Below are 22,585 nucleotides of genomic sequence, written 5' to 3' on the forward strand. Positions count from 1 at the left end.
GATGGCGAGCTACAACTGGTCGAGGTTGATACCGACGGCAATTGCGCCGATCGGCTTGCCGCTTTCGTCTGTTATGGTGGCCGAAATCTGCGACTGGAACGTCTGAGTGGAATCGTCCCTGAGGGCCTCGTCGACAAAAGTCGCTGCTGGGCCGATCAGATATGTCCTGGTGTATTTGACCTCGTCGCCCTGCCAGAAATCCGACGTCACATCGCTCTGCCCAACATTGAGCCCGCGGGCGTCCATCAGGATGATTTCCGTTATCGTGCCGGACGCGTCTTCCTCGCGCGCCCTGAGGAACTGAGACACGGCGCTCGACAGTGTCTTGTCGATCATCGGCCGCCTCTCGCTCTCGACCTCGGCGATCCATTCGGCATCCAGTGCGGTAATGTCGGCGCCGGTGAGGCTGGCATTGGCCTTGTTCTGCGCCTTCAGCGACGCGACGATCAGCGGGTCGGATATCCACGGCTTGATATTTGCATTGAAGTACCTGGTCACCGGGCCGATATGCGCGGACTCGGCGAAAGCGGGCAGCGCCGACAGCAACAGCAGACATCCACAAACCGCTGAACGTTTCAGCGTGTTTCCGCATGCCATGTTCCACCATCATCTTTCTACCCGCCGGTCGGGCCAGGTATACCGCACACCTTGCCCAAGCAAGATATACAGGACCGGATAAATGCACTTCAAAGTATAGTCGCGTCGGATCGACGGTTCGATCGATGACAAAGCGGCGCTGACCGCAAGTAATCGCGATCGGTGCCACATTGATACATTCACATTAAGGAATATTAAATAGGATTATTATCCGCGATGATCCTTGGCGATCGGCTCCTGATAGGTAAAACCCATATCCCAGGGAAAATAGATCCAGGTGTCCTGCGAGACTTCGGTGACGAACGTGTCGATGGTGGGCACGCCCGTGGGCTTGGCATAGACCGCGGCGAAATGTGCCTTGGGCAACATGGCGCGCACTTCGAGCGCAGTCTTGCCGGTATCGGTGAGGTCGTCGACCACCAGCACGCCTTCGCCGCCGTTTTCAGCGAGCGATGCCGTGATGCCCTTCAGGACATTAACTTCCCCTTGGTTGAGATAGTCGTGGTAGGAGGCGATGCACACCGTCTCGATCAGGCGGATGCTGAGCTCGCGGGAAATGATTGCCGCCGGCACCAGTCCACCGCGGGTAATACAGACCATGCCCCGCCATTCCTTCTTGAGCCCGGCAAGCCGCCAGGCAAGCGCACGCGCATCACGATGGAATTGGTCCCAAGAGACGGGAAAAGCTTTATCTGGAAGAGACATCGTGGTGGGCTTCCTGGTTCGGACGATGAAAGATGGGCCACTGCAATAGTATGAAGGCCGCCAACTCGTCCAGAGGAAAGATGCCCGGAGGCAGGCGGGCCATGCGGCTCGCCTGCGATTTTTACCGTTTAACGCGACATCAACACCGGCACGGTCATCGACTGCAGCAGCGTGTGCGTGACGCCGCCGAACAGCCGCTCGCGGATGCGGGCGTGGCTGTAGGCGCCCATGATCAGCAGATCGGCGGCGAAATCGCTGCAGCGGTTTTCAATCACCGAATAGACCGGCAGCTTTTCCGATTGCTGCGAATTGACGCTGATCTTCAAGCCGTGACGGTCGAGCGCCTCGGCGATGTCGGTGCCGGTCAGAACCGTGGCCTGCGGCCCGGCATCCTGCGGATCGACCGAGAATATCTCGACTTCGGCTGCTTTCTTCAGGAGCGGCAACGCATCGAAGATGGCGCGCGTTGATTCCCTGGAACCATCCCAAGCGATCAAGACGCGATTGAACGGCCTCACCTGCTTGGTGATGAATGGAATGAAGAGCACCGGACGTCCGCTTTCGAACAGCACGTCGTCCAGTTCGCTCACCCTGCCCTGCGCCGGCTGGCCGGCGACGACGAGATCGGCGATGCGGCTCGCCTCGACGACACCATGCGAAGCACTGGCGACGCCGCCGCGAATCACGCGCCAGGTGCCGGCGACACCGCCCAGGCGCACGGCCTCGTTGAACTGAACCTCGATCACCTTGCTCTGCTGGGAAGCCATATCGTAGAGCGCCGCAATGACGGATGAGTCCGGCAGATCGAATGGCGACATCACAGGTGGCGGATCGATGGCTTCCGCATGCAGGCCGACGACGTGAGCATCGTTTTCAACCGCAATCGCAATGGCCGTGTCGAGCACGACCTTGGCGGTTTCGGTCTGGGTGAGAATAGCGGCAACGGTCTTTATCGTCATGGCTAGCTCCTGGCTGTCAAACATAAATTTGCTATAGAAACTAAAGATATGAACGTCATTGACCTCGATCAAGTTCAGCAGAAATAGCCGCCTGCGACATTATTTCTTGCTCTGCGTGATCTGATCCAGCATCGCCCGCACATCAGCTTCGACAACATCGAGCACACCAGCGTCGCGTGCCCGGATGACGATGTCGGTGGAGTAGAACTTGCCATCGAACTTGGGATAGGAGCCGATCACTGCTTCCGGATGCGCCTTCTGGATGGCGCTGAGTGGCGCGCCGATATCGCCCTCTCCAAACGGGCAAGGCACCGAGCGCGACTGCATTTTCGCGCCGGTCTTCAAGGTCGGCAACACACTATCAAGCATCGCCTGGAAAATGTTCGGCACGCCTGCCATGACATGAACATTGCCGATCACGAAACCGGGCGCTATCGAAACCGGATTGTCGATATGACGACTGCCTTCCGGCATGCGAGCCATGCGCATGCGCGCCTCGTTGAACTCGATGCCGCGCTTCTCATAGGAAGCAGCCAACATCTTCATCGCCTTGTCGTCGTGGATGACCGGCAGGTCGAACGCCTTGCCGATCGCATCGGCCGTGATGTCGTCATGCGTCGGCCCGATGCCGCCCGAAGTGAACACGTAGTCATAGCGCGGCCTCAGCGCATTGAGCGCCGCGACGATCTCGTCTTGCTCGTCGCCGACGATTCGCACCTCCTTGAGATCGATGCCCACCAGCGTCAGCATATCGGCGAGATGGCCGATATTCTTGTCCTTCGTCCGCCCCGAGAGCAGTTCGTCGCCGATCGCCAGCATTGCCGCGGTGACGATGTTGGTGTCGCTCATATCGCTCTTCTCCTTGCTTGACGGGCGCAAAGTGCTGCCGTGTCCGCGGCCTGTCAAGCCCGAGCAAACCACCATTTGTCACCGTTTTATGAATGTGGTGGTTTTTGTCGTTCACTAATAGCGAACACTCAAGCCGCAATTTGCTATCCTGCCAAGAGAGCAATCGTCGAATATAGGGGATTAGCAATTCAAACGAACCACCTAACCGACGAAGGATACGACAATGGCTAAAGTTCTCGTTCTCTACTATTCGGCCTATGGCCACATCGAAACCATGGCCAATGCCGTTGCAGAAGGCGCGAAGTCTGCCGGCGCCGAAGTGACCGTCAAGCGCGTCAAGGAACTGGTTTCCGACGACGTCGCCAAGGCCTCCTACTACAAGATGGATCAGGCTGCCCCGCTCGCCGATCCGAACGAACTCGACCAGTACGATGCGATCATCGTTGGCGCTGGTACGCGCTACGGCACGGTTGCCTCGCAGATGCGCAATTTCTGGGACCAGACCGGTGGCCTGTGGGCGCAAGGCAAGCTGGTCGGCAAGGTCGGTTCCGTGTTCACCTCTTCCGCCACCCAGCATGGCGGTCAGGAATCGACGATCCTCGGCTTCATCCCGACCCTGATGCACCACGGCATGGTCGTCGTCGGCCTGCCCTATGCCTTCCAGGGCCAGATGGGTCTTGAAGAAATCAAGGGCGGCTCGCCCTACGGCGCGTCCACGATCACCGGTGGCGATGGCGCACGCCAGCCTTCCGAAATCGAACTGGAAGCGGCTCGCTACCAGGGCGCTCACGTCGCTGCAATCGCCGGCAAGCTTTCGGTAGAGACCGCCATCAAGGCTGCGGCCGAGTAAGGCAATTCTCCGTTCATAAACAACGCTTCACGGCCCGCCTCTTGGCGGGCCGTTCCATATCGGCGCCAGTTTGCGCAATTCCAGCTTGATCGAATCCGGCCGCTGGGCTACCGCAGATCGTAGTATGCGGACGTGGCGGAATTGGTAGACGCAAGGGACTTAAAATCCCTCGGCCTTTGGCTATACGGGTTCGATTCCCGTCGTCCGCACCAGATTGATTTTAAAGCATTAATTGTAATTTTTCTCTTGCCCGGATTTCCAGGCTTGTCGCAGCAGCCTTGCGGGTGGCTGCGTAGGTGATCGAGCGGCGCGCGGTCAGATAATAAATTTGATGAGCGGCAGCGCGAACATCAGCTTTCAAAACCGCTTTCCCAGAGGTTCTTCCTTTGTTTTTCCGGTAGCGAGCGCTGTTCTATTTTCTCAGCGCCGGCAGCGGAGATTAAGGATATCGCCAAGGGCGTGGTCCCATGCCCGGAAACAGACTGACCACGGATGGTCAACCGAGCGTCTTCGCACCTTTGACTCAATTGGCGTGTATTGCATTGATCCTCACCGTAGGAGGAGACGATGCAGCACTTATGTAGATCTGCGCTTACCGTCTTAGTGACACTTGTTACATCAGCTTCCAATGTACCCGCGGCCGAAAACGATGTGCCGCAACTTGACGATGGCAATCTCTGCCTCACCAGATTTGTGGGAAGCTTACTGAGGAGAGGCAATGCGGATGAGGCTCTATTAAACTATCCTGGCTTTGGGCTGTTTTACCTGCCGGGAGCAAAAACTTGCGAAGGACATGGAAGTGCCATCCCCTTTGGCAAGGCGCCGACTTTGATTCGAGCCTACTGGGAATACCAGGCACAGCATGGTCAAACGCCGGGTTGTCCCCCGCCCTTTTCACCTGTCAGCGTGATCGCATACACGGCGACTACCGGCTGCCGCCCGATTGAAAATGCGGGAGCTCCCAATGCCTGCGCATTGTACGCTTATAGAGGGGACGAAACCACAAACCCTCATTCGGTCATGCGGGAGTCCGCAAACGGCATTACCGATACAGATTTTGCGACATTTGCCAGATTTCATGTCGCCTACAATCCAAATTTGTACCCCGAGCAAAAGTGCTTCTAGTTTGCAAACGCCACGACCCGGCATGTGATGCCCATCACGCCGCCGCCGACCGGTTGAAGGGCTCACTGGGTAAGCATACTGGTCGGAAACGCGATGACGAAATAGACAACTCCAGGTCACGCAGCGTAAAAGGATCATAAGACGGCCAAGGAGTCAGGCCGTTTCTCAGAGGAAAGCCATGGGTTCGTTCATATTTAGCCGGCTAATCACTCTCACGGCCGTAAGCTTTTGTAGCTCCGTCTTACATCTAACCTGCGCATTCGCAGGCTCGAGCGGCAGTAGCGATTACAGCCAGACCGATCTCAAACCGCTGGAACTGATGGAATATACGCCTCTCAAAGTCCATAACAAGGGATCGAAGGAAGCCCAGGGAGTGATCTATTTCATCGAGGGCCTCGACAAGAACGACCGTTCCCGCGACGATTTCCGCGCCACCTATCCGATCGTCTATCAGATGAACCAACGTTTCGGCTGGGACGTGATCGAGGCGAAGTTTCCCAACAATGCCGACTACGGCATGAGCTCGATTGCGCAATCGTCCAATCATGTGATTGCGCGCCTCGCCCAGTTGCGTGCGCAGGGCTACAAGAAGATCGTGCTTGCCGGACAATCCTGGGGTGCGTGGGTATCCATCGACGTGGCCGCTAGGCGCACAGCCGGCAAACCGATGGACAGCCTGCTGCTGATTGCGCCCGCCAACTACGGCATGAAGCAATATGACGGCAAAGCGAACGAATACTTCATTCTCAACAAAACCGAGTATGTCGAGAACATAAAGTCGATCAAAGTGCCGGCGGCCGTCGTGTTCTTCCGTGACGACGAATACGACCCGGGCGGGCGCGGTTCGCCCACCCAAGCGACGTTTTCCAAGAACGGCGTACCGCTGTTCCTGATCGACAGGCCGCAGAGTCTAGAGGGCCATGGCGCGGCCTGGCAGCTGCGCTTTGGCGCCCTCTACGGCGCTTGCGTCGATCGTTTCATCAAGACATTTTCTGCCACCACATGTGCGGCGCCGAAGAAATCTCCACTTACGACTGATGCAGTTCAGTCGGAAGCTGACCTGCTGAAGCCCGACAGCGGTGCAAGGCGCGTCGGGCTAGACCAGCTTCAGGGCAAGACCTTGATCGAGACGACACCGATGGGATTCGTCAGCGTCAACAAGATCTCCGAAGCCGAGGTCGAGATATCGACGATGGATGCCGCCTACTCGATGGCGGTTTCGTCGCGGGGCGACCTGACATGCGTCGGCAACATCTGCCGCAAGCTCTACCAGCTCGGTGACGGAGGGTATGTTGCGGTGGACGACAAGGGCGACGTCACGTCCTGGCTGGTGCCGGCGAATTGACCGGCTAGGATAGTGCCGCAAGGACGTCCCGGACCTTGGTGACAACGGAAACATTCGGCAGGGCATAATCGATCGATGCACGATGCCAATCGGCATTCATCGTTGCGCAGCAATCCTCCGGCACGATCATGTTGTAGCCCTTGTCAGCGCCGGTGCGGGCGGTGTGTTCGATCGACATGTTGGTCCAGGCGCCGGTGACGATGATCGTGTCGCGGCCATAGGCCTTGAGGACGGTTTCGAGGTTGGTGCCTTCCCAGGCGCTCATCCGCATCTTCTCGATGACGAGGTCGCCTTGCTGCGGTTCGAGACCGGCAAGAGGTGCGGCACCCCAGCTGCCGCGTACGTTGGCGTTGTTGTCCTTGACGCCGCGAAACAGCTCCGCATTCAATGTGAAGCCGGGCGCACCCGGCTCGACGATAAACCAGACATGGATGACGGGAATGGCACGCGCGCGGCAGCGGGCCGCCAGTTCGGCAATATGAGCAACGGCGTTCTGCTCGCGGCAATGGCTTGGGGCGCCGAAGACCGCGAAGGCCCCGCCCTCACCCGCCGCGTCGTTCTGCATATCCTGGATGATCAATGCGCAACGACGCGCGTCGAGCGTGGATAATTCGCCCATCTGTCTTGCCTCCCAGCGTCCTTTGTCCCTGAGGGAATAGGTGTCCTGGACAGCCCGCTTGTCAAGCTGCACGCCCAGATAGCGTTGACAGCGTCGCCGACCGGCGGCATAAAGCGGCATCGATGGAGTTTTGATGTCTATTCAGTCTGAGATTGTCTGAGGGCGCTGCCCGCACGAATGATCGATGCGCGCAGCGGCTAACATGAGCCCCGGCCCGGTTTTTCGGTGTCGGATCGTTTTGTTGCGCTCATTCCTGAGCATCTCGGATCACTCAACCAATGGACATCAATCGCGCCGAACAGCGCATTCTGCACCTGCTCGCCCAGGGCGGCTGGATCGAACATGTCAGATCAACCAAAGCCAAGGTCAAGGACGTCAAATGCTTCAGCCGCGACGGCTGGCTGTATAGCGACTTCGACATCGAGCTGTTTCGCAAGCTCAAGCGGCTGAGGGCGATCTCCTCTTCACGTGGCCAGCCCTACCGTATCACCGGCCGGGGACTTGAACTGGTTCGCTCACAGCTGGACAATAGATAAGCATGGAGGAAGGCCCGCAATGGTGTGGGCCTTTTTTCCTAAGGATGGATTTGCGCATTGCTGCGACTGAGATAGCGCAGGATCTTCATCCGCCAGCCCTCGATCATCTCGTCATAACCGGCGACGAATTCGGCGATCGCAGCATTGCCAGCGTCGGATAGGCCGGTCAGTGTGTAGCGCACACTCACCGGTGTTTCATGCGCGCCGGCGGCAGCACCACATCTGACCTCGACGATCACCGAGCGTGAGCCCGGCGTCACCCTGCAATAGCGGACGAAATGCGAGGCCAAGTCATAGTCGACAACGCTCCACCATGTGGTTTCCTCTTCCTCACCAGTCATGAAAACCATGCCGACCAAGGTCTCGCCATTGGCGGGATAGAAATAGCGCGGGCTCCATTCGGCAATCCAGTGCCGCTCGCCCTCGGGCGTGAACAGCGCAAACGCGTCCCCAGTGGAAAGCGGCAGGGAGATCGTGTGCTCGACTGTCTGGTGAAGTGCCTGAAACATGCCGCTTTTCCCTTTGCCTCACTGTGACACGGATTTCACAAATGAAAAACCCGCCCGGATCGCTCCGGACGGGATGAAATTCACGCAATAATCCTCGTCTGAGACACTACCACCACTTAGCCGGCGAAAAACGTCCAGCCGCCTGTTCGATGACATGGGCGGTCTGAAACAGCATTTCCTCGTCGAAAGGCTTGCCGATCACCTGCAGTCCGAGCGGCAGGCCCTTGTGATCGATGCCGGCGGGCACCGCAATGCCCGGCAGGCCGGCCATGTTGACCGTGACCGTGAAGATGTCGTTGAGGTACATCTTCACCGGGTCGTTGGCGAGATCCTCGTCGGCGATACCGAATGCCGAGGACGGGGTCGCAGGCGTCAGGATCGCATCGACGCCGGCGTTGAAGACGAGTTCGAAATCGCGCTTGATCAACGTGCGGACCTTTTGCGCCTGGATGTAATAGGCGTCGTAATAGCCGGCCGACAGCACGTAAGTGCCGATCATGATGCGGCGCTTGACTTCCTTGCCGAAGCCAGCGGCGCGGGTCTTCTCATACATGTCGGAGATGTCCTTGCCTTCGACGCGCAGGCCGTAGCGAACGCCGTCGTAGCGGGCAAGATTGGACGACGCTTCGGCGGGTGCGACGATATAGTAAGCCGGCAAAGCATATTTGGTGTGCGGCAGGGAAATGTCGATGATTTCGGCACCGGCATCCCTGAGCCAGGCAATGCCCTGCTGCCACATGGCTTCGATTTCTTCCGGCATGCCATCGACGCGATATTCGCGGGGGACGCCGATGCGCTTGCCCTTCAGCGATTTGCCGATGGCGGCTTCATAATCTGGAACCGGGATATCGACCGAGGTGGTATCCCTCGGATCGACGCTGGCCATGGATTTCAGCATGATGGCCGCATCGCGTACGTCGCGTGCGATCGGTCCGGCCTGGTCCAGCGACGAGGCGAAAGCGACAATGCCCCAGCGCGAGCAACGACCATAGGTCGGCTTGATGCCGACCGTGCCGGTAAATGCGGCGGGCTGGCGGATCGAACCGCCGGTGTCGGTGGCGGTGGCGCCGGCGCAGAGATGCGCCGAGACCGCAGCAGCGGAGCCGCCCGAGGAGCCGCCCGGTACGAGATCGGCGTTTGAGCCCTTGGCGCGCCAAGGGTTCTTGACCGGGCCGTAATAAGAGCTTTCGTTGGAAGAGCCCATGGCGAACTCGTCCATATTAAGCTTGCCGAGCATGACGGCGCCGTCGTTGAACAGGTTCTGGCTGACTGTGGATTCATATTCCGGCTTGAAACCGTCGAGGATGTGGCTGCAGGCCTGCGTGTGGACGCCCTTGGTGGCGAACAGGTCCTTGATGCCAAGTGGAATGCCTTCCAGAGCGCCGGCATTGCCTGCGGCGATCTTTGCGTCCGATGCCTTGGCTTGTGCGCGGGCGATCTCCGGCGTGACAGCGACATAGGCATTCAAAGCGTCATTGGCAGCCTCGATCGCGCCGATATAGGCCTCGGTCAGTTCGACCGAAGTGATTTCCTTGGCCAGCAGCTTCTTGCGGGCTTCGGCGATGGTCAGGCTGGTCAGTTCGCTCATCAGGTCATTCACTTTGCGTCGGCAGCAAGCTGCTTGTGATAAAAAATGGAATATTCGGAATCGGGGTAGTCTAGGACCGGCCCGCAACGGACGAAGCCCGCCTTCTCGTAGATCGCCCAGGCAGCGGGGTGGCGGTCGCCGGTTTCGAGCACCAGCTCTTCCAGGCCATCATTGATTGCCGAAATGACGATCTCGCCGAGCACGCGCCGGCCGATCCCCTGCCCTTGCCAGTCCGGCCGCGTATACATGCGCTTGACTTCGCCGATCCGCTTGGTGTGGCGCTTGAGCGCGCCGCAAGCAACGGCCGTGCCCTTGTCTCGAGCGACCCAGACGGTGGTGTCGGGTTCGGCCATCTCTTCGACGCTGAGAAAGTAGTTGGATTCCGGCGGCGACAGCGTCGAAAGATGTGCGTCGAGTTCCGCGACAAGGTCGCGGACTTCGTCCTGCAACGGGCTTTCTGTTGCGAGCGTGATCGCCACAGTGCTTACTCCACCACCTTCGGTACCTGGAAGAAATTGTTGTCGGTCAGCGGCGCATTGGCAACAACGCGTTCGGCAATATTGCCGTCCGTCACCACGTCCTGACGCTTCTTCATGACCATCGGCGTTACCGACGTCATCGGCTCGACACCCGTAACATCGACTTCGCTGAGTTGCTCGACGAATCCGAGGATACCGTTGAGTTCGCCCATCATTCGCTGGGCTTCGTCTTCGGTCACCGCGAGCCGCGCAAGGCGCGCCACACGTTTCACTGTCGCCACATCAACGGACATGTCCCACTCCGGTCAAAAATCTAGAAAGCCCGCTATAAAGGCGCTGAGGCAAGCGTGCAACGGCTTTTTCGACGTGTGCTCGGTGGATGGCTTCAGACAGTGACTATGCCGCCCGGAGCGGGTGTCTCGACCTTGCTCTTGGATCCCTCCATGCCGGCGACGAATTTTTCTGCCGTCTGGTCAAGTAGCCCGAAGGTGCCGTAGTGGCAGGGAATGACGGTACCAAAGTTGAAATAGCGCTGGCAGGCCAGCGCTGCAACGGCGCCGCCCATGGTGAAGCGATCGCCGACCGGCACGATGCCAATATCCGGCTGGTGCAGTTCGTTGATCAGCGCCATGTCAGAGAAAATATCCGTGTCGCCCATGTGCAGCAGCGACGGCTCGTCCTCGAAGTGGAACATCAGGCCATTGGCATTTCCCAGCGAATGGGAAACGCCGTCTTCGGTCATGTGCGCCGAGGAATGCAGGGCATTGGTGAAGGTCACGGAAAAGCCGCCGGTGTGGATCGTACCGCCGGTGTTGCCCTGGTTGACCTTTCTGACGCCGCGATGGGCGAGCCAGTCGCCGAGATCGGGATTGCATACCACTTCCACGTCGAGTTCACCGGCAAGGCCGATCGTATCGCCGACATGGTCCATATGGCCATGGGTAAGGAGAATATGGGTCACGCCCTTGGTGGCATCCTTGATATCCTGCCCCGAAAACGATGGATTGTGGGTCAGGAACGGGTCGATGAGGACAGTCTGTTTTGCAGTTTCGATACGAAAAGCCGAGTGACCAAGCCAGCGCAGTTTCATCGCCAATCTCCAATGTTTTTATGTAATTGGCCTGGAGTAGCGCGAAGCCGGCATATTTCCAAGACGAGCCGAAAGGTTTAATGCGGACTTCACGAAAAGTTGCCTCAAGAATGCCGGAAGCGAACAGATACCCATGGCCATCCTCTCCATCGAAGAGCTTTCCGAGATGCTGCAGCCGGGCGACATCGTCGCCGGTCTTGACCTCGGGACCGCGACGATCGGACTGTCGCTGTCCGACAAGGGGCGACGTTTTGCGACGCCCAGGCCGGTGATCAACCGCACGAAGTTCACGAAGGATGCGGAAGTGTTGCTGGCTTTTGCCTCAAAGGACGTCGTCAAAGCCTTCATTATCGGCCTGCCAATCAACATGGATGGTAGCCAGGGGCCACGCGCCCAGGCGACGCGCGCCTTTGTGCGCAATATGGTCGTCAAGACAGAGATACCGTTCACGTTCTGGGACGAGAGGCTGTCGACCGTAGCCGCTGAACGCGCGCTGATCGAGATGGACGTATCAAGACGGAAACGTGAGGATCGGATCGATTCTGCCGCCGCATCCTTCATCCTTCAGGGAGCGCTGGACAGATTGTCGTCGATTGCGAGAGCCGCATCACCAGATGCGGATTTCTGACGCGCCTGCCACCAGCCAGCAATCGCCTTGCGTCGCTTGAAGGCCACGATTCCGAACAGGATGAGGCTGTCAACGCAGACCGCCTTCAGCACCAGCGGGGGGATAGATTCGGGGGCAATACCGAGGACGTTGCCATAGATCTGGAACACCAGATCATGCATCTGCCGCGACAGCATGAGGTAGCCGAAATTCATGTCGTAATATGAGAGGTAGTACCATCCGCCGAGGATGGCGAGCGGTGTCGCCCAAAAGAATAAAATCCATTTCATCGGGTTTCCCCTATTCCGGATGCGTACCGGACCGGCATAAGCCGATCCGGCGACATCCTGTCCCAGGCCACGTCCCCAGCCCCTTGCAGAACCAGAAGTATCGTCCGGCAGTCCACGTATTAAGCGCGCGCCGGATCGTTTTGCGAGTATTGAGCGCCCTTTTGCAGGCTTGTTGTAACCAGTCGGTCGACGACGCCAATCGCGGCAAGCGCGATCAACGGCAGGGTGAGATCCTTGGCAATCAGGCTGAAAAGCACCGTCAATGCTGCCGTCGCCAAATAACCTGTACGCATGACACACCACCCTTTCGACATCTAAGCAGTGTCACAGGTTAATGTTTTAGGCGCAACGTAAACCATTTGTTAAGGTTAATTTCCGCAGGTCGCGATGGACGGGCTAGGGATAGACGCCGCGCACCAGTTTACGGATGGCATCCGTCGCCTTGCCCCAGTCCTTCTCACTGGTCAGTGACCTCCCCGCAAAGCGGCCGGATGCTTCGCCTGTCAGCACCAGATGCTGGACTGCACCAATCAGGATTGCATTCAACGCAGCCGTATCAGTGCCCTTGGGCGGAGACATGCTGCCCCCTACCCGGTCGATCCACTGGGCAAGCGCCTTGGAGCGAGCTTCGGAGAGCTGGCGAACGTGCTGAGAATTCTCCGACATTTCCCAGGCGATGATCTTTTTCATCAGCGGATCGCTGCGCAGCGCGTCAAGGAACAATACCAGCAGCCGCTCGACGAGGTCGCCGTAGGTGAGCAGAAAGCCGCCGCCGCCATCTCGCGGCATCTTTGCCTCGACCCAGCCGGCAAGGTCGGCGCCGATCGCCTCCATTAACCCATCCATGCCGCCGAAATAGCGGTAGATCAATTGCTTGTCGCAGCCGGCGCGACGCGCCACGGCGTTGATGCCGAAATTCTGGAAGCCGCCTTCTGCCAGCAATTCTGCCGCGCCCTTGAGGATGCGTGCTGTGGTGGCCTGCCGGTCCCGGATCGGCCGATCATCCTCGGGCGGCTGCGCTAAGTTGGCTACGTCTTGCATTTTGCCCCAATCGCTTGATTCCGATCGCCAATAGCGGATTCACCGCACAGTGACAATTTCGAAGGCGGTCGGATCGGGCAAAGGCGTGCCCGGGACGAGATCTATCCACAGGCATGCCACGGCTCCGTTGGTGCCTGCGTGTTCTAACTCGCTGCCTCGCCCAAACTGCTACCCCAGCCGAGCTTCTTGATCAGCCATGGAACGGCGAGCAGCGCAACCGCGGCAAGCAAGAAGAATGCGCTGATCGGATGGGTGAGGAATACGCTTGCGTCTCCCTGGCTGATCATCAACGCTCTTCGAAATTGTTCCTCCGCAAGCGGCCCAAGGATAAGCCCGATGATTACCGGTGCGATCGGAAAACCATACCGCCGCATGAGGAAACCCACGAACCCGAGCACGAAAAGGATGATCAGATCGCTAATCGAGCGATTGAGGCCGTAGACCCCAAGCGCGGAGAAAACCATGATCCCGCCGTAAAGCAGTGGCGCGGGAATGGACAGCAATCGCACCCAAAGACCGACAAGCGGCAGGTTCAGGACCAACAGCATGACATTGCCGATATAGAGGCTGGCGATCAGACCCCAAACCAGCGGTCCAGACGCGGTGAAAAGCTGAGGCCCGGGCTGCAGGTCATATTGCTGGAATGCCACGAGCAGAATGGCGGCCGTTGCAGACGTTGGAAGGCCAAGTGTCAACAGCGGCACCAACACACCTGCGACCGCCGCATTGTTGGCAGCCTCCGGGCCGGCTACGCCTTCGATCGCTCCATTGCCGAATTCCTCCGGCCTCTTGGAGAGCTTCTTCTCCGTGAAATAGGAAAGAAACGTCGGGATTTCCGTGCCGCCCGCCGGCAGCACGCCGAAGGGAAAGCCGATTGCGGTTCCCCTGAGCCAGGGCTTCCAGGAACGCGACCATTCCTCCTTGGTCATGAACAGGGATCCCTTGATCGCGCTTATCTCGGCAACGCGCAGATCGGGCCTTGACGCGATGTGCATCGCCTCGCCAATTGCGAAAAGTCCAACCGCCACGACCACCACGTTGATCCCGTCCATCAGACTCGGCAGGCCGAAGGCGAGCCGCAATTGTCCCGTCAACTCGTCCATTCCTATCAGCCCAATTACCAGACCGAGAATGAGGGACGTTACGCCTCGTAACAGCGATGCGCCAAGCAGCGCCGACGCCGCCGTAAACGCGAAGACCATCAACCCGAAATATTCCGCCGGGCCAAAACGCAAGGCGAGTTTCACGAACACTGGCGCAAGGAAGGTCAGAAGCAAGGTGCCGATCGTACCGGCGATGAAGGAGCCGATGGCCGCGGTCGAAAGTGCCGCCGCCCCCCGCCCCTGCTTGGCCATGACATTGCCCTCGACCGCCGTAATGATCGAGCCGGATTCGCCAGGCGTATTCAGGAGGATCGATGTTGTCGAGGAACCGTACATCGCGCCATAGTAGAGGCCGGCGAACATGATGAAGGCGCCTGTCGGGTCCAGTTTGGACGTCACGGGCAGCAGCAGCGCGATCGTCAGCGCCGGCCCGATACCGGGAAGAATACCAATGAGGGTGCCCAATGTTACGCCAACCAGCGACCACATCAGATTGATCGGCGTCAGAGCAGTTGCAAAACCATCGAGCAGAAACTGAAAGGATTCCATCTCAGATCAGTCCTTTCAAAATTCCCGCCGGGAGCTGAAGGTTGAGCAATTTGGTGAAAACAAGGAAAGCGCCTGTACTGAGGAGAAGCGCAACCACGACATCCCTGAAATATTTGCGGCTTCCGAACGCAAGGGAGACGGCGATGAACAAGACCGTGGACGACAAGATGAAACCGAGCGTCTTGATAAAGAGTATCTCGAACAGGAAGCCGGCCGCTATTGCGCCCAGCGCACGCCAATCGGTTTGATCGGAGTCGGGCGCCAATCGATCAGGACGGCCTGTTGCCGATTGCCAGATGAAACAACCAGCCAGAATCACCAGAATGATCGCGGCCGCGTAGGGAAACACCTGCGGTCCGACGCGCGCATAATTCGGCGGAATACGCATGTGGAATGTATTCCAGGCAATCAGAACCGCCAGCGCAGCGAGAATGAGGCCGGCTGCAACTCCGGCGAGTTTGCTGTCCTCTTTCATCGTCCATACTCCCTATTGGACGAGACCGATAGCCTTCAATATTTCGGTAATCCGCGCGTTTTCCTCAGCAAGCAGCTTGGAGAAGTCTTCCCCCGGAAGGTAAAGATCGGTCCATTTCTTCTCGGTCAACACTTTCTTCCAGCCATCGCTTTTGACGGCCTTATCGACGACTTCGAGGAGCGAAGCCTTGCCGGCATCATCGAGATCGGGAGCGGCAACGATGCCTCGCCAATTGGCGAAGTCCACATCCACGCCCTGCTCCTTGAGCGTCGGCGCCTCGATGCCGTCCACCTTCGAGGGAGCGGATATCGCCAGTACGCGCAATTCGCCAGATTTGATCTGGCCTTCCCACTCACTGTAACCCGAGATGCCAGCCGCCACATGACCGCCAAGAATAGCCGCCAGAGCTTCGCCGCCGCCCGAGAACGGAATGTAATTGAGCTTGGTGATATCGGCACCGACCGCCTTGGCGATCAGCCCCGCGAGTATATGATCGGTGCCACCGGCCGAACCGCCGCCAAAGGCTACCGAGCCCGGATCCGCCTTCAGCTTGGCAACCAGGTCGGCGAGCGATTTGTATTCGGACTTGGCCTCAACGACGACGACCTCGTACTCGCCAGTCAGGCGCGCGATCGGAGTCGTCTGCTCCAGCGTCACGGGCGATGCATTTGTCAACACCGCTCCGACCATGACAAGGCCCATCACCATCATTACATTCGGATTGCCGCTTTCCCTGTTCGTAAGCTGAGCAAGACCGATCGTGCCGCCGGCACCGGCCACATTTTCGACTGAAACCGCTCCAGCGAGATTGTTGGCGCGAATGACATCTTCAAGTGCTCGGGCTGTCTGATCCCATCCTCCGCCCGGCTTGGCGGGCGCAATGATCGTCAACTCATCGAGCGCCCAGGCGGGCGTCGCAAACGGAAGTGCTACTGAAGCAGCAAGCGCAGCAGAAGTTTTTATGAACGTGCGTCTTTTCATCGTATCCTCCCTTACGAAAAACGGACTTCTCAATTTCGATAAACTACTCGGTCGGGAACATATTGGTAGCCCATAAATTCCAGATGACCGAGTTAGTTTCTCTCACTTTTCAGATGGATAGAGCAGATCCACGACGAAGCGCGCATCGAAGCGCGAGTCGAGCATGCCGTAAGTCGAACGCCAGCCACCTGCGAGCCGGGTCTCAAGGAACGCATCAGCAATCCGGCCCGCGCCCAGGCGAATGAGCTCCGCCGCCCCGGCAGCCAGCGCCAGTTGCTCGCAGAGGAAGCGTGCCGAGCCTTCATCGCGTTCGCAAAGCTGCAGCGCGGCACGCAGCACGGCCACGGTCTTGGTGCCGGCAGCGCCAAGATCGCGTTCGAGGCCGGCAAACAGGATATCAAACTGTTCGCGATTCTTTGCAAGGACACGCAACAGATCGAGCGCCATGACATTGCCAGAACCTTCCCAGATCGCATTGACCGGCGCTTCACGGTAGTGGCGTGCCATCGGCCGCTCTTCGACATAGCCGCTGCCGCCGAGGCACTCCATGGCTTCGTAGATCAGGCCCGGAGCGATCTTGCACACCCAGTACTTGATCACCGGCGTCATGATGCGTTGGTAGGCCTGTGCCTCGGGGCTGGTGGAGGCATTATCGAACGCATGGGCGAGGCGGAAGGAAAGCGCGGTCGCTGCAGCAATATCGAGCGCCATGTCGGCGACGACGCGGATCATCAGCGGCTGGTCGATGAGGTTCTTGCCGAACACCGAGCGGCCGCGGATGTGATGCACGACTTCAGCGAGCGAAGCGCGCATCATCCCGGCCGATGCCAGCGCGCAATCGAGCCGTGTCAGCGTCACCATTTCCAGGATCGTGCGGATGCCCTGGTCGGGTTGTCCAAGCAGGAATCCGTAAGTGTCGGAAAACTCGACCTCGCTCGATGCATTGGAGCGATTGCCAACCTTGTCCTTCAGCCGCTGGAACCGCAGTCCATTGCGGCTGCCGTCTTCGAGCAATCGCGGTACGAAGAAGCATCCCATACCCTCGCTGGTATTGGCGAGCATGACGAAAGCATCGCTCATCGGCGCCGACATGAACCACTTGTGACCGGTCAGGCGGTAGACTGCATCGCCGAGCGGCTCGGCGACCGAGCGGTTGGCCCGCACATCGGTGCCGCCCTGCTTTTCGGTCATGCCCATGCCGACAGTCAAACCGCCCTTTTCGAGTGCCGGCTTGTTGGCGGAATCGTAGCGCCGCGAAGTGATCTTGCCGAACCAAGTCTTGAGCACCGTCTCATTGGACCGCAGAGCGGCAACAGATGCCGAGGTCATGGTGAGCGGGCAGAGATGGCCGCATTCGAGCTGCGCCGTCAGGAAAAAGCGGACGGCGCGCGCCTGATGGGCGACGCCTTTTTCGTCGGGCTTGTTTTCCCATATCGACGACGAAAGCCCATTGGCAACCGAGCGGCGCATCAGTGCATGATAGGCAGGGTGATAATCCACGACATCAAGGCGCTCGCCGCGTGGCCCATGGGTCCTGAGCTTGGGTACTCCCTCATTGGCCATGCGGGCCAGTTCCTGCGCCTCATGCGAGGTGGCATAGCGGCCGATCAGTTCGAACTCTTCCCGGAGGCTTCGCGCCAAGGGCGAGGAAATGTCGACCAGCAGAGGATCGGAGCGATAGGCGTTGATGCCGCTCCAGGGTTCGGGCTGGTTGAGTTCTTCCGGGGTAAGATCGAGAGATGTGCTGGTCATATCGGCCGTCTAACGGGATTCGTGCGAAATTGCATGCGAGCTTGGCCACATGTTGCGTGAATCCCTGTTGAAAACAAGTATGCGCGCTTCGGTTTCACAAGTCGCCCTCGCTGTCCTCATCGCCCAAGTCGGCTGGGGATCGAGACAACTTCAGCGCTCCCGGCACTTGCCCCCTGCCCCGTCGCCCCTTATAGAGCCTCGAAATGACAGGAAGGATCTTCATTCATGGTCTTTTTTCCGCACCGCCATCTGCTCGGGATCAAGGGTCTGACCGAGCAGGATATCGGCTTCCTTCTCGACAAGGCCGATGAAGCGGTCAAGATATCGAGACAGCGCGAGAAAAAGACCTCGACGCTCCGCGGCCTCACCCAGATCAATCTGTTCTTCGAAGCATCGACACGCACCCAGGCGTCTTTTGAGCTGGCGGGCAAAAGGCTCGGCGCCGATGTGATGAACATGTCGGTCGGTAATTCGTCGGTGAAAAAGGGCGAGACGCTGATCGATACGGCGATGACCCTGAATGCCATGCGCCCCGATGTGCTGGTGATCCGCCATTCTGCAGCCGGTGCCGCAGCCCTGCTATCGCAAAAAGTCTCCTGCGCAGTGGTCAATGCCGGCGATGGGCAGCACGAGCATCCCACCCAGGCATTGCTCGACGCGCTGACCATCCGACGCGCCAAGGGCAAGCTATCGCGGATCATCGTGGCGATCTGCGGCGACGTGCTGCATTCGCGCGTCGCCCGATCGAACATTCTCCTGCTGAACGCCATGGGCGCCCGGGTACGGGTCGTGGCGCCGGCGACGCTGCTGCCGTCCGGTATTGCCGAGATGGGCGCCGAGGTCTTCCACGACATGAAGGAAGGGCTGAAGGGCGCCGACGTCGTGATGATGCTGCGGCTGCAACGCGAACGGATGTCGGGCGCCTTTGTGCCGTCGGTGCGCGAATATTTCCACTATTTCGGCCTCGATGCGGAAAAGCTGAAAGCTGCGAAAGACGATGCGCTGGTCATGCATCCCGGTCCGATGAACCGTGGTGTTGAGATTGCCTCGGAGATTGCTGACGGTCCGCAAAGCGTGATCGGCGAGCAGGTCGAGATGGGGGTCGCGGTGCGCATGGCCGTCATGGAAGCGCTGCTGATCAACCAGAACCAGGGAGAGCGGGTATGAGCGACACCACCGTTCTCAAGAACGTCCGGATCATCGACCCCTCGCGCAATCTCGATGAAGTCGGCACGATCGTCGTCCGGGGTGGCAAGATCGAGGCCGCGGGCAAGGATGCACTGAACCAGGGCGCACCGGCAGGTGCTATAGTTCGCGATTGCAAGGGTCTCGTGGCGGTTCCTGGCCTGATCGACGCGCGTGTTTTCACCGGTGAGCCGGGTGGCGAGCATCGCGAGACCATTGCTTCGGCTGGCAAGGCAGCGGCGGCCGGCGGCATCACGTCCTTCATCATGATGCCCGACACCGATCCCGTGATCGACGATATCGCTCTGGTCGAATTCGTCCGCAAGAACGCGCGCGATGCCTCACCGGTCAATATCTACCCCGCCGCAGCGCTCACCAAGGGACTGTCCGGCGACGAGATGACCGAGATCGGCCTGCTCCGGGATGCGGGGGCCGTAGCCTTCACCAACGGCCGCAATGCCATCCATAATACGCAGGTCCTGCGCCGCGCGCTGACCTATGCGCGGGAATTCGGCGCAGTGATTTCGCTGGAATCGCGCGATAAATATCTTGGTGCTGAAGGCGTCATGAACGAGGGGTTGCTTGCCTCCTGGCTCGGCCTGTCCGGCATTCCGCGCGAGGCCGAAGTCATTCCGCTTGAACGCGACCTCCGCATCGCGGCGCTGACCCAGGGCCGCTATCACGCCGCCCAGATTTCGGTGCCGGGATCGGTCGAGGCCGTCGCCACCGCTAAGAAGCGCGGCGCGAAGGTGACCTCGGGTATTTCGATCAACAATCTCGCGCTCAACGAGAACGATATCGGCGAATACCGTACCTTCTTCAAGCTCTATCCGCCACTTCGCGCCGAGGACGATCGCGTTGCCATGGTCGAGGCGCTGAACAAGGGGGAGATCGACATCATCGTCTCATCGCACGATCCGCAGGATGTCGACACCAAGCGGCTGCCGTTCGGCGAAGCCGCCAATGGCGCAGTCGGCCTCGAAACCATGCTGGCGGCCGCATTGCGCCTCCATCATGACGGTTCGGTCAGCCTGATGCGGCTGATCGATGCGATGTCGACAGCCCCTGCCCGCATCTTCGGCCTGCCCGGCGGCACCCTGAAGCCCGGCGTGTCGGCTGATATCACCTTGATCGATCTCGAAGAGCCATGGATCTGCGCCAAGGACCAGTTGCTGTCGCGCTCGAAGAACACGCCGTTCGAGGATGCAAGGTTCTCGGGTCGGGCTGTGGCGACATATGTGGGTGGCAAAATGGTGTTTTCGTTGTAATAGATTTGCGGGGGACAATAAATGGAAGCACTGACAATCTGGAACATCGCGGCCTTTCCCGCGATCGTCTGCGCCATCGCCGGCTATCTCTCCGGTTCTGTCCCCTTCGGGCTGATCCTCACCCGCATGGCGGGGCTCGGTGACGTCCGTTCCATCGGTTCGGGCAATATCGGCGCGACCAATGTGCTACGCACCGGTAACAAGGGCCTTGCCGCCGCGACGCTGGTGCTTGATGCCCTCAAAGGCACCGTGCCAGCACTGCTCGCCACACATTTTCTTGGTATTGAAGCAGGCGTGATCGCCGGTTTCTTCGCCTTCCTCGGCCATATCTTCCCTGTTTGGCTCAGTTTCAAGGGCGGCAAGGGCGTCGCGACCTATATCGGCGTGATGTTCGGGTTGGACTGGCGGATGGGCCTGCTTTTTCTTGCGGCCTGGATTGCAACCGCGGCCCTCTCTCGCTACTCTTCGCTATCCGCACTGGTTGCGTCCGTCGTGATCCCCGCCATACTCTGGTTAATTGCCGATCCGAAAGTGGCTGCTGTGGCGACAATCATGTCGGTGATCATCTGGATCAAGCACCGGCCGAATATCGAGCGGCTGCTTTCCGGCGCCGAAAGCAAGATAGGCAATAAGGGATAGGCCGGCATGGATGCAGTGAGCGCAGGTTCGAAAGGCATTGCGCTCACCGACAGGCAACGGGTTGCCTGGCTCCGCTTGATCCGCTCCGACAACGTCGGCCCGGTCACCTTCCGCGATCTCATCAATCATTTCGGTTCTGCCGAGACAGCGCTCGAAGCGCTGCCCGAACTTTCCATGCGCGGCGGCTCGACGCGGGTGATCCGCGTGGCAGCGCGCGAGGAGGCTGAGGCCGAGCTGGCGTTTGCCAAACGCCAGGGGGCGCGATTTGTTGGCATTGGCGAACCGGATTACCCGGCTGCCCTGAAGCAGATTGAAGGTGCTCCGCCGCTGATTGCCGTGAAGGGCAACACCAAGATCTGCACACAACCATCGATTGGGATGGTCGGCTCCCGGAACTGTTCGATCTCGGGCGCCAAATTCACCGCGATGCTGGCCCGCGATATCGGCCGTGCCGGCTATTCCGTCGTATCCGGACTGGCGCGCGGCATCGACACAGCAGCCCACAGGGCAAGTCTCGAAACCGGCACGATCGCCATTTTCGCCGGTGGGCTAGACCAGCCCTACCCGCCTGAGAACAAAGACCTGCTCGATGAGATTATCGGCGGCGGCGGACTGGCTGTCTCGGAGATGCCGTTTGGCTGGGAGCCTCGCGCCCGCGATTTTCCGCGCCGCAACCGCATCATCGCCGGCATTGGGCTGGGGCTGGTGGTCATCGAGGCCGCATCGCGCTCGGGCTCGCTGATCACGGCACGCTATGCCGCAGATTTTGGGCGGCAGGTGTTTGCAGTGCCCGGCTCGCCGCTTGATCCTCGCTGCCACGGCACCAATGGCCTGTTGAAGGATGGCGCACAGATTGTTACCGAACCACGCGACGTGATCGATGCGATGGCGCCGGTCAGCCGGCTCGATCTGTTCTCGAACCCGGAAATCCGCGAGCCGCAGATGGAGGGCGACCGACCGATGGGATTGCCGCCGACCGATAGCGAGCGCGGTCGGATCACGGACTCGCTTGGTCCGACTCCGGTCGAAATTGACGAGATCATCCGTCACACGGGCGCCTCGGCGCAAACGGTCTATCTGGTGTTGCTGGAACTCGATATCGCCGGACGGCTTCATCGCCATCCCGGCGGCTTGGTGTCAATTGACATGTCTTGAATTCATCGGCGCCGTGCCGGATAGCAGGTCGGCGGCTTCGGTAAAGGCCATCTCCAGGAGATAGGCCAGCAGATCGGCGCGTTCAGCGCGGGCAACCTGTGAAAGCTCCGCAAGCATCTGCTTCACATATGAAATCCGCTCCATGGATGCCGTCGAAATTTGGCCACGGGATTCCGCTCTTGCAATCATCGTAGAATCGATCTCTATTAATGGTTGTGTTTTGCGTGCGTCACATTTTACACGTGACTCACGATACATTAATTATCTTTAATTGCAACACAATTGTATT

General features: G+C 59.2%; 27 protein-coding genes, 1 tRNA gene and 1 pseudogene. 10 read left to right on the top strand and 19 right to left on the bottom strand.

Annotated elements, in window-relative coordinates:
- Positions 1 to 9 precede the first annotated feature (9 nt).
- The 4 genes from ACXHRN_RS11430 to ACXHRN_RS11445 form a co-directional block, all read right to left on the bottom strand.
- The gene (locus ACXHRN_RS11430) at positions 10 to 597 is read right to left on the bottom strand and encodes a hypothetical protein (RefSeq protein WP_488641435.1); all 588 of its coding nucleotides are present in this window, start codon (positions 595 to 597) and stop codon (positions 10 to 12) included.
- A gap of 207 nt (positions 598 to 804) precedes the next feature.
- Positions 805 to 1,302, bottom strand: coding sequence for a xanthine phosphoribosyltransferase (gene gpt, locus ACXHRN_RS11435; RefSeq protein WP_488641436.1), 498 nt, complete (start codon positions 1,300 to 1,302; stop codon positions 805 to 807).
- Between the two features lie 128 nt (positions 1,303 to 1,430).
- Complete coding sequence (locus ACXHRN_RS11440) at positions 1,431 to 2,261, bottom strand: universal stress protein (RefSeq protein WP_488641437.1); 831 nt, start codon at positions 2,259 to 2,261, stop codon at positions 1,431 to 1,433.
- A 99-nt stretch (positions 2,262 to 2,360) separates the two neighbouring features.
- The gene (locus ACXHRN_RS11445) at positions 2,361 to 3,110 is read right to left on the bottom strand and encodes a competence/damage-inducible protein A (protein ID WP_488641438.1); all 750 of its coding nucleotides are present in this window, start codon (positions 3,108 to 3,110) and stop codon (positions 2,361 to 2,363) included.
- A 223-nt stretch (positions 3,111 to 3,333) separates the two neighbouring features.
- On the opposite strand from ACXHRN_RS11445, the gene wrbA reads away from it, so the two are divergent.
- Both wrbA and ACXHRN_RS11455 read left to right on the top strand, forming a co-directional pair.
- Positions 3,334 to 3,960 carry an NAD(P)H:quinone oxidoreductase gene (gene wrbA / locus ACXHRN_RS11450; protein WP_488641439.1) on the top strand — a complete coding sequence of 209 codons (627 nt, stop codon included), beginning with the start codon at positions 3,334 to 3,336 and terminating at the stop codon, positions 3,958 to 3,960.
- Positions 3,961 to 4,086: 126 nt separating this feature from the next.
- Positions 4,087 to 4,172 (top strand) — tRNA-Leu (locus ACXHRN_RS11455).
- An 8-nt stretch (positions 4,173 to 4,180) separates the two neighbouring features.
- Here ACXHRN_RS11455 and ACXHRN_RS11460 read toward each other — a convergent pair.
- The gene (locus tag ACXHRN_RS11460; protein ID WP_488641440.1) at positions 4,181 to 4,321 is read right to left on the bottom strand and encodes a hypothetical protein; all 141 of its coding nucleotides are present in this window, start codon (positions 4,319 to 4,321) and stop codon (positions 4,181 to 4,183) included.
- Between the two features lie 206 nt (positions 4,322 to 4,527).
- Here ACXHRN_RS11460 and ACXHRN_RS11465 point away from each other — a divergent pair, with 206 nt between their 5' ends.
- Complete coding sequence (locus tag ACXHRN_RS11465; RefSeq protein WP_488641441.1) at positions 4,528 to 5,085, top strand: hypothetical protein; 558 nt, start codon at positions 4,528 to 4,530, stop codon at positions 5,083 to 5,085.
- Between the two features lie 319 nt (positions 5,086 to 5,404).
- The gene (locus ACXHRN_RS11470; RefSeq protein ID WP_488641442.1) at positions 5,405 to 6,430 is read left to right on the top strand and encodes an alpha/beta fold hydrolase; all 1,026 of its coding nucleotides are present in this window, start codon (positions 5,405 to 5,407) and stop codon (positions 6,428 to 6,430) included.
- A 4-nt stretch (positions 6,431 to 6,434) separates the two neighbouring features.
- Here ACXHRN_RS11470 and ACXHRN_RS11475 read toward each other — a convergent pair.
- A pseudogene (locus ACXHRN_RS11475) lies at positions 6,435 to 7,031 on the bottom strand (cysteine hydrolase family protein); the annotation flags it as partial.
- Positions 7,032 to 7,327: 296 nt separating this feature from the next.
- Between ACXHRN_RS11475 and ACXHRN_RS11480 the strand changes: the two are divergent.
- Entirely contained in the window at positions 7,328 to 7,585 is a 258-nt protein-coding gene (locus ACXHRN_RS11480; protein ID WP_488641443.1) for a YjhX family toxin, read from the top strand.
- A gap of 38 nt (positions 7,586 to 7,623) precedes the next feature.
- Here the strand turns inward: ACXHRN_RS11480 and ACXHRN_RS11485 are convergent, their stop codons facing one another.
- From ACXHRN_RS11485 to ACXHRN_RS11505, 5 genes are all read right to left on the bottom strand, one after another.
- Entirely contained in the window at positions 7,624 to 8,094 is a 471-nt protein-coding gene (locus ACXHRN_RS11485; protein ID WP_488641444.1) for a hypothetical protein, read from the bottom strand.
- Positions 8,095 to 8,200: 106 nt separating this feature from the next.
- Positions 8,201 to 9,682 (bottom strand): Asp-tRNA(Asn)/Glu-tRNA(Gln) amidotransferase subunit GatA, encoded by a 1,482-nt coding sequence (gatA, locus tag ACXHRN_RS11490; protein WP_488641445.1) that lies wholly within the window; start codon positions 9,680 to 9,682, stop codon positions 8,201 to 8,203.
- Positions 9,683 to 9,690: 8 nt separating this feature from the next.
- Positions 9,691 to 10,161, bottom strand: coding sequence for a GNAT family N-acetyltransferase (locus ACXHRN_RS11495; RefSeq protein ID WP_488641446.1), 471 nt, complete (start codon positions 10,159 to 10,161; stop codon positions 9,691 to 9,693).
- Positions 10,162 to 10,166: 5 nt separating this feature from the next.
- Entirely contained in the window at positions 10,167 to 10,454 is a 288-nt protein-coding gene (gene gatC, locus ACXHRN_RS11500; protein WP_488641447.1) for an Asp-tRNA(Asn)/Glu-tRNA(Gln) amidotransferase subunit GatC, read from the bottom strand.
- Between the two features lie 92 nt (positions 10,455 to 10,546).
- On the bottom strand, positions 10,547 to 11,251 hold the full coding sequence (locus ACXHRN_RS11505) for a metal-dependent hydrolase (protein WP_488641448.1): 705 nt from the start codon (positions 11,249 to 11,251) through the stop codon (positions 10,547 to 10,549).
- 133 nt (positions 11,252 to 11,384) lie between these two features.
- Here ACXHRN_RS11505 and ruvX point away from each other — a divergent pair, with 133 nt between their 5' ends.
- Complete coding sequence (gene ruvX, locus ACXHRN_RS11510; protein ID WP_488641449.1) at positions 11,385 to 11,879, top strand: Holliday junction resolvase RuvX; 495 nt, start codon at positions 11,385 to 11,387, stop codon at positions 11,877 to 11,879.
- Here ruvX and ACXHRN_RS11515 read toward each other — a convergent pair.
- The 7 genes from ACXHRN_RS11515 to ACXHRN_RS11545 form a co-directional block, all read right to left on the bottom strand.
- Positions 11,816 to 12,148, bottom strand: a complete 333-nt coding sequence (locus tag ACXHRN_RS11515; RefSeq protein ID WP_488641450.1) for a DUF6105 family protein — start codon at positions 12,146 to 12,148, stop codon at positions 11,816 to 11,818. The two genes, ruvX and ACXHRN_RS11515, sit on opposite strands and share 64 nt — an antisense overlap.
- A 119-nt stretch (positions 12,149 to 12,267) precedes the next feature.
- Positions 12,268 to 12,441 carry a hypothetical protein gene (locus ACXHRN_RS11520; protein ID WP_488641451.1) on the bottom strand — a complete coding sequence of 58 codons (174 nt, stop codon included), beginning with the start codon at positions 12,439 to 12,441 and terminating at the stop codon, positions 12,268 to 12,270.
- A gap of 103 nt (positions 12,442 to 12,544) precedes the next feature.
- Complete coding sequence (locus ACXHRN_RS11525) at positions 12,545 to 13,189, bottom strand: TetR/AcrR family transcriptional regulator (RefSeq protein WP_488641452.1); 645 nt, start codon at positions 13,187 to 13,189, stop codon at positions 12,545 to 12,547.
- Between the two features lie 143 nt (positions 13,190 to 13,332).
- Complete coding sequence (locus tag ACXHRN_RS11530) at positions 13,333 to 14,841, bottom strand: tripartite tricarboxylate transporter permease (protein WP_488641453.1); 1,509 nt, start codon at positions 14,839 to 14,841, stop codon at positions 13,333 to 13,335.
- 1 nt (position 14,842) lies between these two features.
- Positions 14,843 to 15,316 (bottom strand): tripartite tricarboxylate transporter TctB family protein, encoded by a 474-nt coding sequence (locus ACXHRN_RS11535; RefSeq protein ID WP_488641454.1) that lies wholly within the window; start codon positions 15,314 to 15,316, stop codon positions 14,843 to 14,845.
- A 12-nt stretch (positions 15,317 to 15,328) separates the two neighbouring features.
- Entirely contained in the window at positions 15,329 to 16,297 is a 969-nt protein-coding gene (locus ACXHRN_RS11540) for a Bug family tripartite tricarboxylate transporter substrate binding protein (protein ID WP_488641455.1), read from the bottom strand.
- A 102-nt stretch (positions 16,298 to 16,399) separates the two neighbouring features.
- Positions 16,400 to 18,049, bottom strand: a complete 1,650-nt coding sequence (locus ACXHRN_RS11545; protein WP_488641456.1) for an acyl-CoA dehydrogenase family protein — start codon at positions 18,047 to 18,049, stop codon at positions 16,400 to 16,402.
- A gap of 225 nt (positions 18,050 to 18,274) precedes the next feature.
- Here ACXHRN_RS11545 and ACXHRN_RS11550 point away from each other — a divergent pair, with 225 nt between their 5' ends.
- The 4 genes from ACXHRN_RS11550 to dprA are packed head-to-tail and all read left to right on the top strand — an operon-like array spanning position 18,275 to position 22,296.
- Positions 18,275 to 19,216, top strand: coding sequence for an aspartate carbamoyltransferase catalytic subunit (locus tag ACXHRN_RS11550; protein ID WP_488641457.1), 942 nt, complete (start codon positions 18,275 to 18,277; stop codon positions 19,214 to 19,216).
- The gene (locus ACXHRN_RS11555; RefSeq protein WP_488641458.1) at positions 19,213 to 20,502 is read left to right on the top strand and encodes a dihydroorotase; all 1,290 of its coding nucleotides are present in this window, start codon (positions 19,213 to 19,215) and stop codon (positions 20,500 to 20,502) included. Before ACXHRN_RS11550 ends, ACXHRN_RS11555 begins: the two co-directional genes overlap by 4 nt.
- A gap of 21 nt (positions 20,503 to 20,523) precedes the next feature.
- The gene (gene plsY / locus ACXHRN_RS11560) at positions 20,524 to 21,141 is read left to right on the top strand and encodes a glycerol-3-phosphate 1-O-acyltransferase PlsY (protein ID WP_488641459.1); all 618 of its coding nucleotides are present in this window, start codon (positions 20,524 to 20,526) and stop codon (positions 21,139 to 21,141) included.
- Positions 21,142 to 21,147: 6 nt separating this feature from the next.
- Entirely contained in the window at positions 21,148 to 22,296 is a 1,149-nt protein-coding gene (gene dprA, locus ACXHRN_RS11565) for a DNA-processing protein DprA (protein ID WP_488641460.1), read from the top strand.
- Here dprA and ACXHRN_RS11570 read toward each other — a convergent pair.
- Entirely contained in the window at positions 22,279 to 22,422 is a 144-nt protein-coding gene (locus tag ACXHRN_RS11570) for a hypothetical protein (RefSeq protein ID WP_488641461.1), read from the bottom strand. The genes dprA and ACXHRN_RS11570 overlap by 18 nt on opposite strands.
- Between the last annotated feature and the right edge of the window lie 163 nt (positions 22,423 to 22,585).

The sequence above is a fragment of the Shinella sp. OV683 genome, from assembly GCF_057787725.1.

Coding starts and splice junctions, on each gene's coding strand:
- ACXHRN_RS11540 (WP_488641455.1), bottom strand. CDS start 16,297: ATGAAAAGACGCACGTTCATAAAAACTTCTGCTGCGCTTGCTGCTTCA.
- ACXHRN_RS11470 (WP_488641442.1), top strand. CDS start 5,405: ATGGAATATACGCCTCTCAAAGTCCATAACAAGGGATCGAAGGAAGCC.
- ACXHRN_RS11505 (WP_488641448.1), bottom strand. CDS start 11,251: ATGAAACTGCGCTGGCTTGGTCACTCGGCTTTTCGTATCGAAACTGCA.
- gatC (WP_488641447.1), bottom strand. CDS start 10,454: ATGTCCGTTGATGTGGCGACAGTGAAACGTGTGGCGCGCCTTGCGCGG.
- ACXHRN_RS11550 (WP_488641457.1), top strand. CDS start 18,275: ATGGTCTTTTTTCCGCACCGCCATCTGCTCGGGATCAAGGGTCTGACC.
- gpt (WP_488641436.1), bottom strand. CDS start 1,302: ATGTCTCTTCCAGATAAAGCTTTTCCCGTCTCTTGGGACCAATTCCAT.
- ACXHRN_RS11535 (WP_488641454.1), bottom strand. CDS start 15,316: ATGAAAGAGGACAGCAAACTCGCCGGAGTTGCAGCCGGCCTCATTCTC.
- ACXHRN_RS11520 (WP_488641451.1), bottom strand. CDS start 12,441: ATGCGTACAGGTTATTTGGCGACGGCAGCATTGACGGTGCTTTTCAGC.
- ACXHRN_RS11525 (WP_488641452.1), bottom strand. CDS start 13,189: ATGCAAGACGTAGCCAACTTAGCGCAGCCGCCCGAGGATGATCGGCCG.
- ACXHRN_RS11515 (WP_488641450.1), bottom strand. CDS start 12,148: ATGAAATGGATTTTATTCTTTTGGGCGACACCGCTCGCCATCCTCGGC.
- ACXHRN_RS11430 (WP_488641435.1), bottom strand. CDS start 597: ATGGCATGCGGAAACACGCTGAAACGTTCAGCGGTTTGTGGATGTCTG.
- ACXHRN_RS11530 (WP_488641453.1), bottom strand. CDS start 14,841: ATGGAATCCTTTCAGTTTCTGCTCGATGGTTTTGCAACTGCTCTGACG.
- ACXHRN_RS11465 (WP_488641441.1), top strand. CDS start 4,528: ATGCAGCACTTATGTAGATCTGCGCTTACCGTCTTAGTGACACTTGTT.
- gatA (WP_488641445.1), bottom strand. CDS start 9,682: ATGAGCGAACTGACCAGCCTGACCATCGCCGAAGCCCGCAAGAAGCTG.
- ACXHRN_RS11440 (WP_488641437.1), bottom strand. CDS start 2,261: ATGACGATAAAGACCGTTGCCGCTATTCTCACCCAGACCGAAACCGCC.
- ruvX (WP_488641449.1), top strand. CDS start 11,385: ATGGCCATCCTCTCCATCGAAGAGCTTTCCGAGATGCTGCAGCCGGGC.
- dprA (WP_488641460.1), top strand. CDS start 21,148: ATGGATGCAGTGAGCGCAGGTTCGAAAGGCATTGCGCTCACCGACAGG.
- ACXHRN_RS11555 (WP_488641458.1), top strand. CDS start 19,213: ATGAGCGACACCACCGTTCTCAAGAACGTCCGGATCATCGACCCCTCG.
- ACXHRN_RS11485 (WP_488641444.1), bottom strand. CDS start 8,094: ATGTTTCAGGCACTTCACCAGACAGTCGAGCACACGATCTCCCTGCCG.
- ACXHRN_RS11445 (WP_488641438.1), bottom strand. CDS start 3,110: ATGAGCGACACCAACATCGTCACCGCGGCAATGCTGGCGATCGGCGAC.
- plsY (WP_488641459.1), top strand. CDS start 20,524: ATGGAAGCACTGACAATCTGGAACATCGCGGCCTTTCCCGCGATCGTC.
- ACXHRN_RS11545 (WP_488641456.1), bottom strand. CDS start 18,049: ATGACCAGCACATCTCTCGATCTTACCCCGGAAGAACTCAACCAGCCC.
- ACXHRN_RS11480 (WP_488641443.1), top strand. CDS start 7,328: ATGGACATCAATCGCGCCGAACAGCGCATTCTGCACCTGCTCGCCCAG.
- wrbA (WP_488641439.1), top strand. CDS start 3,334: ATGGCTAAAGTTCTCGTTCTCTACTATTCGGCCTATGGCCACATCGAA.